The sequence below is a fragment of the Streptococcus parasanguinis genome (genome assembly GCF_001074805.1).
GTDB lineage: Bacteria > Bacillota > Bacilli > Lactobacillales > Streptococcaceae > Streptococcus > Streptococcus parasanguinis_A.
The window spans coordinates 1-11,825 of record NZ_JUPI01000145.1 but is presented as its reverse complement, the minus strand read 5'-3'; the positions used below and the strand labels follow the sequence as shown (position 1 = coordinate 11,825).

Annotated in this window: 7 protein-coding genes; 1 reads left to right on the top strand and 6 read right to left on the bottom strand. The window is 44.6% G+C overall.

Translation table 11 applies throughout. The annotated features are described in order from the left end of the window. Positions 1-63: 63 nt before the first annotated feature. Genes ADI76_RS10295 through ADI76_RS10285 form a run of 3 tightly spaced genes read right to left on the bottom strand, consistent with a single transcriptional unit; the run spans position 64 to position 4,113 of the window. Positions 64-1,710: a membrane protein gene (locus tag ADI76_RS10295; protein WP_049516339.1), complete on the bottom strand. Its 1,647-nt coding sequence runs from the start codon at positions 1,708-1,710 to the stop codon at positions 64-66. After that, the gene (locus ADI76_RS10290; protein ID WP_049516337.1) at positions 1,700-2,443 is read right to left on the bottom strand and encodes an ABC transporter ATP-binding protein; all 744 of its coding nucleotides are present in this window, start codon (positions 2,441-2,443) and stop codon (positions 1,700-1,702) included. The genes ADI76_RS10295 and ADI76_RS10290 overlap by 11 nt, the downstream gene beginning before the upstream one ends. A 38-nt stretch (positions 2,444-2,481) precedes the next feature. Continuing rightward, entirely contained in the window at positions 2,482-4,113 is a 1,632-nt protein-coding gene (locus tag ADI76_RS10285) for a M20/M25/M40 family metallo-hydrolase (protein WP_049516344.1), read from the bottom strand. Between the two features lie 240 nt (positions 4,114-4,353). Between ADI76_RS10285 and ADI76_RS10280 the strand changes: the two genes are divergently transcribed. Beyond that, entirely contained in the window at positions 4,354-5,817 is a 1,464-nt protein-coding gene (locus ADI76_RS10280) for an alpha-amylase (protein ID WP_049516341.1), read from the top strand. Between the two features lie 329 nt (positions 5,818-6,146). On the opposite strand, the gene trxA is transcribed toward ADI76_RS10280, so the two are convergent. From trxA to ADI76_RS10265, 3 genes are all read right to left on the bottom strand, one after another. Then, positions 6,147-6,461, bottom strand: a complete 315-nt coding sequence (gene trxA / locus ADI76_RS10275) for a thioredoxin (RefSeq protein ID WP_003002728.1) — start codon at positions 6,459-6,461, stop codon at positions 6,147-6,149. A 98-nt stretch (positions 6,462-6,559) separates the two neighbouring features. Continuing rightward, positions 6,560-9,589, bottom strand: a complete 3,030-nt coding sequence (locus ADI76_RS10270; protein WP_049516334.1) for a CocE/NonD family hydrolase — start codon at positions 9,587-9,589, stop codon at positions 6,560-6,562. Positions 9,590-9,708: 119 nt separating this feature from the next. Further along, the gene (locus ADI76_RS10265; RefSeq protein ID WP_049516332.1) at positions 9,709-11,694 is read right to left on the bottom strand and encodes a peptide ABC transporter substrate-binding protein; all 1,986 of its coding nucleotides are present in this window, start codon (positions 11,692-11,694) and stop codon (positions 9,709-9,711) included. Positions 11,695-11,825: the final 131 nt, after the last annotated feature.

Here is an 11,825-nt window from a genome sequence, read left to right as displayed (position 1 = left end):
GCGGAGGTGGGACGACGAAATCGAATTCTAACGAATGACCGATTTCTGTCCCACTCTCTCTTTTTATTCCCCGATCTCTTGGTAGAGAGTGCGGATTTTTTTGCGGTAGATGCTATAGCTGATCCCAGCTCCGATTAGCAGGATGACACTATAAAGGATCACAGCCAGTAGAGTGCTGACGGAATGATAGGTCCAAATGAAGCTAACAATGATCAAGAGAAACATCACAAAGATAAAGACAATCAAGAGGATAGACTGAAGAACTGCATTCCCACGATGACGGGTCATCAACTCTGTAATATTGGTCCAATTGGTACTAAAATTTTGAAAATCTTTGACATAGTCTCGAATGCAGATCGGAATGGTGGTTACGACCCAGATCAGCAACATGGCAAGGATGGCCAAGGGATGGACACCAAAATAGAGACAAACACCAACCAGAAGAAGGACAGGAAGGATGGATTGCACCAGATAGAGCAACCAAAACTTCAGGAAGAGATAGCGCTTGAAATCAATAGGGAGCGATCTCAAGTACTCAAAGTTTTCACGCTCCAGCGAAATACCGATACTGGTCAAGCCTCCAAAACTATTGAAAACACCGATCAAGAAGGCAACAAGGGCCAGTGGCACCAGATACTGGGGTGTCAAGTAAGGACTGAGGCCGCCGATATTTTTCGATGCTCCTGCTGCTCCACTGAGGAGGAAAATATAAGGCAGAATGCTCATCATCAAGAGAACTTGCACTATAAGGGTTCCATCAAGCAAGAGTATGCGATGATACTGAATGACAAATCGTCTAAAGGAGTCTTTCTGACCCACATGGATCGCTTTCACGCGCTCTTTGACGGTTTGGTTGGTCGAAACCGCAAGGGCTGCTTCATAAAACTGCGGGATCACGATTTTGCGAACCAGGCCGATCAGAACTAAAAGCACCGCGATCCAGCCCAGGAGGCCAAGGATGGCTCCTCCTTCAAAAGGATGGAGAATGAACTGATGAAAGGCAATAAAAGGCGGAAAAAGAATGGGAATATCTGCACCCCCCGTCACTTCTACCCGATGGGTCTGGACTAGATTCAGATAGAGATAAGCTCCTAGACTCAGAAGAGAACCAATTCCAACCATGATGTTGGAGACCAGGGTCGTGTGTTTTTTGAAAAAGAGGGTCTTAGTGATCAGATGGGATAGGATGATCGTCGCTAAAAAGAGAACGCCTAAGAGAATTAAGGCACAAAAGAGGCCTAGCAGGATCCCTAACGGATTGAAACCACCTGCCTGCACAGGGAGGATCAGAAAATAACTAATCAACGGGAGAATAGCCATGAGAAGAGTCAGGATGACCGAGATGCTCTTTCCTGCTATGACTTCTGCATCTGAGAAGGCATAGGGGCGGTAAAACTGCAGGTCCTTGCTTTCATAAAAGACATTGTAAAAACTCATAAAGCCTTGGGAAATGGTCATCAAGGAAAAGAGGGCGACCATATTGACAAAGAAGGCTGGTTGGTTGACAAAATCATAGATACTAAAGAGCAAGCCAAACAAGACGAAATAGAAAAAACCTAAAGTGAGATAGTTGAGCACCGATTTGCGGGCAACATTGAGTTTGACGTCCGGTTTTTTGGCCTGTTTGGCACGTAATTTTGCGATCTGGGCGGGCTGACTGGCATAGATGATATTGACATTGACCAACTGTTGGATGATCTTAAGACGCATGATCGCCACCTTCTTCCTTCCGCCCCGCTAAACTGAGATAGATACTTTCCAGGCTTTGTTCTGGGTGTTGGCCCTTCAATTCCTCGATCGTCCCATAGAAAATGAGATTTCCCTTTTTCAGAATAGCAATTTTATCACAGAGTTGTTCGGCCACTTCTAAGACGTGGGTAGAGAAAATAACGGTCTTTCCACGATCCGCATGTTGGCGCATCATTTGTTTTAAATCATAGGAAGCCTGTGGGTCCAACCCGGTCATCGGTTCGTCCAAGACCCAGATATCTGGATCTGATAAGAGCGCTGCAATGACGAAGACCTTCTGGCGCATCCCATGTGAAAAGGATTCAATTACTTCATAGCGGTGGCTCTGAAAATCAAAGATCGTAAGAAGCTCTTCCAAGCGTTGGTCACAGTCTTTCTGACTCATATCATAAGAGGTCGCAACCAACTCCCAAAATTCATTGGCTGTGAGACGCAAGAAAAGATCCGGCGAATCCGCCACGTAACCGATCTTCTTTTTGATCGCAAGCCGATGGCTATAGAGGTCCTGACCGTCCACTTCAATCGTTCCAGTGCTTGGAGTGATGACACTGACCAGGCTCTTAATCGTCGTTGACTTTCCGGCTCCGTTGTGGCCAATCAGTCCGACAATTTGCCCATCTTCGATGGTCAGATCCAAGTGGTTGAGGGCAATGTGCCCATCGTAATCTTTGGTAACTCCGTGAAATGTAATCATGTTAACTCCCTTTACGATCCTCACGGGGACCGTTTTTCTTATTCTGTTGATAAGCGATCATCGAAATGGTATAGCAATTCTAACAGATAGGTTGGAATGGTCTCCAAGAAATCTTCTTGGTAAACCCGCTCTCCTCGCTTATGCAATTCTTTGCCCCAGGGCCCGAGATTGATCGCTGGAACCTGAATTCGAGCAATTTTTTCCAGATCCAGATCATAAATTTGAGCCGGAGTGGCGAGGCTATCTAGGACGACTTGATAAGAGGCCACATCCTTTTCCAAGGCACAATAGCTGGTGTCGTTAATCCCCATAAAATATTCTTCGACCTTCAAGCTATAGCCTCTTTGGTCCAGATACTGGCGGTAATCCCCGATCAAGGACTCGATTTTGAGTTCTGTATTGTCCAAAAAGCGACAATTCATAGAAGGATAATATGGAGGCGCAAAACCAATGACCACCATGGGATCCTTATCTCCGAGAAACTCAAGGAGTCGCTGGATTTGCTGGATTGCAAGGCTCTGGTAGCTGGTCCCATTACGAAAATCGTGTTCCGCTTTTTGGTTAGAAACTTCTCTAAAAGCTTGGTAACCTTCTAAAGCTTGGCATCGTTCCTCTAGTTCTTGATAGGTGATGACTTTTGGCCTTGCAATAATATGGTCTTGCCCAGCCTGATCCTGCAAGTGTTCATACTTCTTGTAAAAGGCTTCCAAGGCCTCCTGACTAAGCTCATAAATCCTTTGCAAGAGCTCTTGGGGTGTTTTCTTCAAATGCAGTACACTGAAATAACCAGCCGCATAGAGCACTGTCGATACATCGTACTGCTCCTTCAAATCTCTGAGATAGGACCAAGAAGGAAGGGGAGACGTTTCTCCCAGCGCCTGATCTGCCAGATCGGGATGAAGATCTAGCTGGCCTGCGATGGCCACTAAGAGCGACAGAGCATTGATCCCTTTAAGAGGCTCCTTCATATGGGATAAGACGCCTTGCGCCACAACGACTGGCATGAGTTTACCCACTGTGCCAATGTGAAGGACTTTTTCTTTTTCTAGATCCGATTCAAAGGGCTCCGAATCTACTGCTAATACATAATTCAGATCAAACTTTTCCTGCAAATCTGTCAGGAGCCCCAAAGCTCCCCGCATCCCACGTGAATAGGATTCCTCGTCTCCAACAGAGAGATAGAGCAGATTGACCTGACCTCCTGAGGGATCTGCTGCATAGGCTTCCAGTACCCCCAGTTGTAAGGCTAGAGCTGCTTTCATATCGCAAGATCCTCTGCCAAATTTCCATTGACCAGAAGCTAAATCAGCCTGGATATCTGGTCGCATATCTAGTGTTTTCAAGGCTGCTGCTACTTTATCAGAATCGAGCGCGATCTCCGACAAATGTCCATAGTCTTCTAGATCGACTGTATCATGGTGGTGAAACAGGATAAGAGTTTTTTTCTTGCCTTTATCGACCAAGGCCCAATTGACCGATCGATGCAAGTGATCCTGTGGCACCTGATAGTGCCCAAAGTGGTCTGGATGTTCCTTGAAATAGGGAATCTGGGCAAGCCGTTGATCCAGGTAGGCCTCGATTCCTTGTTCTGTCTCAGTATTGGTGAAGCTTGGAATCGCCAAGGCTTGGGTAAAAATCGCTTCGATGCTCTCTCTATTGGTTCGTTTCACTTTTAAAACCACCCTTCTTTGCTACTATATTTATAAATGAAATAATTGATCTCTCTATTATCAGACTTCTATGTCTCTGTAGCCAACAGGCAACCATGACTCTATGCTAGTAACTCCTGACTTCACTTCTTTCCTGTATGCGATTTCTTTTCTAGAAAGGGCTTGCTTCCAGCGCAAACGTTTGTCCCATCCAACTATTTTTGGTAAAATAAGGACATTCACATGAAAGAAGAAATAACAATGGAAAATCAAACCTTAATGCAATATTTTGAGTGGTATTTGCCTGCTGATGGCAACCACTGGACGCGTCTTGCTGAAGATGCGCAACACTTAGCAGACTTGGGTATTTGTAAAGTCTGGATGCCACCTGCCTTTAAAGCTACTTCTAACAATGACGTTGGTTACGGTGTCTATGACCTCTTTGATTTGGGCGAGTTTGATCAAAAAGGAACGGTTCGCACCAAATATGGTTTCAAAGACGATTATCTTCAAGCCATTCAAGCCCTCAAAGCTGCGGGCATTCAACCAATGGCCGATGTCGTTCTTAACCACAAAGCTGCAGCAGATGGTCTAGAGGAGTTCGAGGTCGTTGAGGTCGATCCGATGGATCGAAACAAGATCCTCACTGAGCCCTTCACCATTCAAGGATGGACTAAATTCACCTTTGATGGCCGAAATGGAGCCTATAATGACTTCCACTGGCATTGGTACCACTTCACCGGTACTGACTACGATGCTTCTCGTAATAAGAATGGGATCTACCAAATCCAAGGAGACAACAAAGGTTGGGCTCATGGGGATCTGGTGGACAAGGAGAATGGAAACTACGATTACCTCATGTATGCGGATCTAGATTTCAAACATCCCGAAGTCGTGGAAAATCTCGATCAATGGGCTGACTGGTTTATCGAAACGACTGGTGTAGAAGGTTTTCGTCTGGATGCCGTCAAGCATATCGACTCCTTCTTTATGAAGAATTTCATCCATAATATCACAAAAAAATATGGAGAAGATTTCTACGTCTTTGGTGAATTTTGGAATGGGGATAAAGAGACCAACGATGAATACTTGGAAAGCATTGACTACTTATTCGACTTGATCGATGTAGCACTCCACCAAAATCTTTTCAGAGCTAGTCAAGAGGGTGAAAATTTCGACCTTCGAACTGTTTTTGATGGAACACTGGCGCTCAATCATCCTGAACAGGCCGTAACCTTTGTGGACAACCATGATACCCAGAGAGGGCAAGCCTTGGAATCTACCATTGAAGAATGGTTCAAACCTGCAGCCTATGCCTTGATCTTGCTCCGTGAAGCTGGTTTGCCTTGTGTCTTCTATGGAGACTACTACGGTATCGAGGGCAAATTTGCACAAGAAAGTTTCCAAGAGGTTCTCGATCGTCTCTTATGGGTTCGTAAAGATCTGGCCTACGGGGAACAAACGGACTACTTTGATGATCCTAATTGCATCGGTTGGACACGCTCAGGTACAGAAGAATTAGCACCAATCGCCTGCTTGATTTCGAATAACCAAGCTGCTACAAAAGTCATGGAGATTGGCTCATCATACGCAGGACTCACCTACTATGATGTCCTAGAAAATTGTAGCGAAACTGTCCAAGTTCAAGAAGACGGTACTGCCGAATTCCCAGTGGCAGAACGCTCCGTCAGCATCTGGGTAGCCCAAGATACAGAGGGCCAATAACCAATATATGTGATTTTCTCCTAGGATCTACATCTTCCTAGGAGAATTTTTTCCTGTAAAAATTTTATAGGAAACACAGCTTCATTTTAGCATGATAAGAAAGCGCTGTCAATGGGTATCGCGTCTATTTGACTGAAATAAAAAGCATCAAAAAAAGCTGGAAAAAATTATCCAGCCTTCGATGTTTGATAGAAATAACTGTATGACGCAGTGGTTGATTGGTATCTTCGTTCGCTTATTAAGCTCCGAAGATAACCTAATCAACTTTGCGGGGGTGGGAAAACGAACTCTCTTTAACTAGTCGGAGTTCTTTCCCACTCCCTTTCTTTTTAGCTCAATTCTGCAATGATTTCTTTTAATTGGGCTTTCGTATGAACTCCAGCCACTTGTTTCACGACTTGGCCATCTTTTTTAAAGAGAAGAGTTGGGATCGACATGATACCGAATTGACGCGCTGTATTTGGATTTTCATCGACATCCATCTTACAGATTTTCAAATCATCTTCATGGACTTCTTCTGCCAACTGATCCAAGATCGGTGCTTGCATGCGGCATGGACCACACCAAGTTGCCCAAAAGTCAATCAAGACAAGGCCTTGGCTGGTTTCTTGTTCAAAAGTTGCATCTGTGATTACGTGTGCCATATTTCCTCCTTTTTCAGTAGGCATCTACTGATTCTGCATTTCTACTTTTATTTTACACTAAATGATGCCATTTTAGAAATTTTTGCTACGGGGACTCCTTAGGCATCTTCTTTCTTCTTGCGCCAAAAGATGAGGCTAGAAGCAGTCAGGGTAAACAGACCTAAGAGACCCAGAGCATGTTCTTTGCTACCTGTTTGTGGAAGCGTATGGTCCTCATGCCCTCCTTCTACTGCAGGAGTTGGAGCTTGAAGATCTTCTGCCAATCCTGATGAAACAAATTGAGGGCCATAGGATACAGCTAGAGCAAGGTGAGGGTGCTCTTGGGCAGCTGATGCGGTCTTCATCTCAACGACCTTCTCAGGAAAATCTTGGCTTGGTTGGACAAGGTGTTCTGGGGTTGGAAGGGTATATTCTTCCTTGTAGTGCACTTCTGGTGCTACTAGAGCAGCTCCTTCAACTTCTGGCAGGTTTGTATAGTCTGTATCGCTTGCACTTGGTAGATAGCTTGCCTTTTGGGCGCGGGTCTTTTCGACAATTGGAATCGCAGCCTGGATAGAATCTGTCTTGAAGGTCACTTCATAAGGGTGCTCCACCGTTAGGTCAGACGGGTCATAGGTGTTAAAGACTAGAGCTAACTTGTGACCTTTCTTAACTGTATAGAGATTTGGTTGGAGATAGACCGTATAATCATGGTATTCCCCAACTTTTGGCTCGATGCTTGCGCGAGAGCTTGCTGAATCGTAGCCAGACTCAGGATTGGCAAGGTTGATCCAGCCTTTTGCGATCACCTTGTACTTGGTCTTGATGGTTTCGTATTCAGCTACAGATAAGTTGCTTAAATTGCTTCCCATCCAGAAAGCGTCGGCTGTTTTATCTTGCTTGACGCTACCATTTCCTACCACGTCAAAGTCCTCATCTGCCACGTCTACTAAGAGGGCATTGAGTTGGAAATTCTTTCCTTGACCTTTGGCAAGACCTGCCTTGAAATGAACGGGAATGTGGCCCTTGATCGTAGTGTCCTCAGTGACCTCAGAAACAAAAGTCAGATTAGCCTTAGAAGAGGCTTTGCTGACTGTTTCATTACGGTTAGCGATCTCAACACCCGCAGCCGCATAGTCACTTGAAATGGTTTCTTCCAAGCGTTTCGACTGAGCATTCAAGAAGAGACGTTGACTGCTCTTCCAGTTATCATAGCTGGTCCACTTACTTGGATCATAGTTGTTTTGAGCTAGAACAGCTGGCAAACTTTCGACGTGATTGTCCACACCATAGAGGTAGTGGGTCAACCAGGTATTGAGCAAATCATAAAAATCTTGACCATTGGCGGTGATGCCGTATCCACGGGACATAGCAGCTGGATAGACGTGGTCTCCTTGGTGGAGATAGAGCTTGACATCTTGGCCCGCTTTCTTGAGCGCATCGTACATGAGTTCAAAATGTTTGGTCTTGACATTGTCATCGTTCAAGCCATGGACGATCAGGGCACTGGTCTTGAGATTTTCTGGATGAAGGGTATAATCCCGCTCCTTCCAGACATCACTGTAGTTGCGATCATGAGCGTACTGGTCCTTGTTCAATTGGTTGATGTAGTTGGAATAGTTTTGCCAAATCCCTGCCCAATCGTCTTGGTCCAGCATTCGCGTGCTAACGTAGAGAGAGAGCCATGAAAGGTCACTATAAGGTGCATTGCCAAATTGGGTTCCTTGGCTATTGAAATAATCATACCAAGAAGCAATCCCTGCTGCTGGAACGATGGTCTTTAGGCCTTCTACGCCTGTTGCAGCCACACCAAAGGTCGTGGTTCCAGCCCAGGAGAGACCCGTCATAGCGACATTGCCTGTTGCCCAGTCGGCCTTGATTTCGACATTGCTGGTCTTATCGGTGTAGGCCTTGCGCCTGCCATTGACCCATTCGATGATATTCTTGAAGGCATTGATTTCGAGATCAGACCCTGTCGTGTTAAATCCTTCTGATCCCTTGGTCCCAAGTCCAGCACTCGAGATAAAGGCATAGCCTCTGACCAAGAAATAGTCGTACCAGTTGAGATCTTCGTAGTCATAGATATACTCGTAGGGACTGTAGTAGTACCAATCCGATGCTTTGGCTTTTTTCGCTGCTTCTACTGTCGTCTCACTGCCAACTGGCTGTCTCTTTGCAGGTTTGCTGTGCAGTTTCTTCATGTCGTAGCTGCCGTCTGTCGGAAGCCCCAGACTTTCAAGGGTCACGTAGTTTTCATCGAGCGTCCCCGCTACGTAAGGACGCGCTTCCAGAATGGTTGCTGCCTTAAAATCGCCTTGCGCGACTGCTTTTGGTAATTGAACAATGGCTTTGACCAAGTCTGGCTTGCCATCTGCATCGGTGTCGAAGTCCGTTTCGACATAGACTGGGAAGCGCACAATTTGGCTGTCCTCATATTTGTAGTCTTCGTCTGCTTTTTCTCCCGTCGTATAAGAGAAAATAGGCTGGGCACGACCATTTAAAAAGAGAGGGCTTTTCTTTTCAGCCCGGTAGGCATCATAGAGTTTCTTAGCTGTTTCGTACATCTTGGCCAATTCTGGCTGACTGACCTTACGAGTCAGATCTTCTGATGTTTCAATCAAACCTAAACTTTTGGCAAAGCGTTCCCGATCTGCTTGGCTTTGGCCCAATTGGCTTGGATCCGTTGCTGCCCATTGAAGCAAGCCATTAACAGCATCTTGCACTGTCAACTCTTTAGAGGTCTGATCCGCTGCAAGGGTCGAACCTGTGACTTTTGCCAAATCCTGACTTGTTGCCGGTGCTTCTGAAGTAGGAGTGGATTGAGGTGCAGCTTCCCTGTTTGTTACTGCTGGAGTTGCTACTGAAACAGTTGGATCACTTGGGGCTGTGTAGGCTTCTCTTGTAGGAGCTACTTGATTTGCAACTGCTGTCCGATCCAGCGGTGCCTCACTTGAGCTTGTCCCTTCTTCACTAGAGCTAGTACTTTTGTCACGTGCTGTCGGTGTTGCTTCAGTAGATGGAACATGGACCACTTCTGTCGATGGTACTAACTCTTCTGTCTGCTCATCTGCTGCTACTACTTGGTGCAAAACCATTGGCGCGATCAGTAAGCTCGATGCGACAATGGAAACCATTGTTTTCTTTTTCATGTCAGTCTCCTAACTTTTTGTAATCAACACTCCCATTATACTATGTAAGCGTTTTAATATCAAACAGATATTCATCTGATCCACAAAAAAACCGAGGCATCAGCCTCGGTTATCGATTCTTATTTAACGTGTTTCTTAAGATCTTCTTGTGCTTTTTTGTTTGACTCTGCTTGTTCTTTTTGCCATTTTTCAAGGGCTTTGTTGTAGTCAGCACTTGTCACAGCTTTATCTTGGAGTTTCATTCCTTTGTAGATCACGTGGTCTTTTCCTTTACCACCAGTCCATGCAAATGGAGCTGAGAATGGTTCGATACGTGTCAAGAATGGACGTCCAGTTGATGAAGAAGTTGGCATAACAAGGGCGCTATCAGTCAACCAAGCTTGCGCAGCCGCATATTTTTCATAGCGTTTGTTGACGTCTTGTGTTTCTGCACCAGCATCTTTGATCATCTTTTCAAAGTCGTACAGACCAACTTTTTTAGCTGCTTCATTGTTTTCACTTGGGTCAAATCCAAGGAAAGTCTTAGTATTTTCACCAGATGAAGCTTTCAAGATATCCATGTAAGTTGATGGGTCTTGGTAGTCAGGGCTCCATCCAACATTATCAGAGAGATCCCAGTCTTCGCCAGCCGCATTTGGCGCAAAGAGGGTCACATTTTGAAGGTCTTCTTTCGAAAGCATTTGGATATCGATAACGACATTTTCTTTACCAAGCGCTTCTTCAACTGATTGTTTGAAAGATTGCACCCGTTGAACTCTTGATGGAGTGGTTTGGTCCACAGGCATATCGATGTGAATTGGGAATTTCACACCTTCTGCTTCCAAAGCAGTTTTCGCTTTTGCAAACTCTTCCTTCGCTTTCTTCGCATCAAAGAGACCGTTTTGACCATCATCTAGTTTAGTAGATTTCCACTCATCTCCGTAGGTATCCAATTGTGTTTTCACCATTTCACCGAAGGTCTTGCCATCAGCTTGGACAAATGTTGGTGGAATGTAGAGGTTACGGATGATCTTGCTTGCTCCGTCTTTTCCGTTCAATTGAGCAGCATAAGCTTCACGGTTGAAGGCAAAGCTGATCGCTTGACGGAAGTCCTTGTTCAAGAGGGCTTTCTTAGTAGATTGTTTTTCTTCATCGGTCTTCTTAGCTGTGTGTTTGTAAGATTGACGGTCGATGTTGGTACCAATAACATAAGAAGCAGCATCTTGAGGAGTGTAGGTGATTTCGTCTTTAAATTCTTTGGCTTGCTCTGAGTAACCAGATCCAGTTGGGAAAAGTTTTGCCAAGCTAAGAGCATTTTCACCGAATGATTTCGCCAGTTTACTTTGGTCTTGTCCATCGTAGAATTCCAATTTTACATCTGAGACGTAGACCTTGTCTTTATCCCAGTAGTTTTCATTCTTAGTCATTTCGATAGAAGATTTTGAAGTAAAGCTCTTCAAGATGTAAGGACCATTGTAAAGAAGGGAGCTAGTATCACTTGCTTGAGCGAATTTATCCCCTTTTGATTTTACGAATTTTTCGTTGACAGGGAAAGTGATCCCAAGTGTCAATTTAGAGTTCCAGAAAGATTCTGGTTGGTTCAAAGTGATTTGAAGGGTATGATCATCAACTGCTTTTACTCCTACAGCTGAGAAATCTTTATTTTTACCGCTGACGTAGTCATTCAAGCCTTTGATAGAATCTTGGATGATGTAGAGCATTTCTGATTTGTTATCAGCCGCATATTTGATCCCTGTGACAAAATCTTTAGCCGTGACATCCGCATACTCTTCGCCTTCTGAATCATACCATTTAGCATTATCACGAAGTTTATAAGTATAAGTCAAGCCATCTTGCGAAACCGTCCAGTCTTTTGCAAGAGATGGAATCAAGTTACCGTACTTGTCATTTTCAAACAAGCCATCAATCAAGTTTCCTGTGATATCGTGGGTTGCTGCTTTACCAGATGTGATATAGTTCAAGTTTTCAGGCTCCGTCTCATAGACATATGAGAATTTTTGGCCGTTGCTTGAGCTAGATGATTTCGAACCACCAGAACAAGCTGCTAGGATCCCTGCTGAAAGGAGAGCAACTCCCGCAAGTGCAATGACATTTCTTTTTTTCATGTAAAACTCCTTAAGAAATTTTAAGTTTATTTTAAGATTATACCACAAAGATTTTCAGAAGAAAAGGAATTTTCAGAAAATTTTAGTTTATAAAAAAACTACTCCGGAGAGTAGTTATCAATTTAACTTTA

Excerpts from the sequence above, each read along its gene's own strand:
- ADI76_RS10265 (WP_049516332.1), bottom strand. The coding sequence starts at position 11,694 with ATGAAAAAAAGAAATGTCATTGCACTTGCGGGAGTTGCTCTCCTTTCA.
- ADI76_RS10270 (WP_049516334.1), bottom strand. The coding sequence starts at position 9,589 with ATGAAAAAGAAAACAATGGTTTCCATTGTCGCATCGAGCTTACTGATC.
- ADI76_RS10280 (WP_049516341.1), top strand. The coding sequence starts at position 4,354 with ATGGAAAATCAAACCTTAATGCAATATTTTGAGTGGTATTTGCCTGCT.
- trxA (WP_003002728.1), bottom strand. The coding sequence starts at position 6,461 with ATGGCACACGTAATCACAGATGCAACTTTTGAACAAGAAACCAGCCAA.
- ADI76_RS10295 (WP_049516339.1), bottom strand. The coding sequence starts at position 1,710 with ATGCGTCTTAAGATCATCCAACAGTTGGTCAATGTCAATATCATCTAT.
- ADI76_RS10290 (WP_049516337.1), bottom strand. The coding sequence starts at position 2,443 with ATGATTACATTTCACGGAGTTACCAAAGATTACGATGGGCACATTGCC.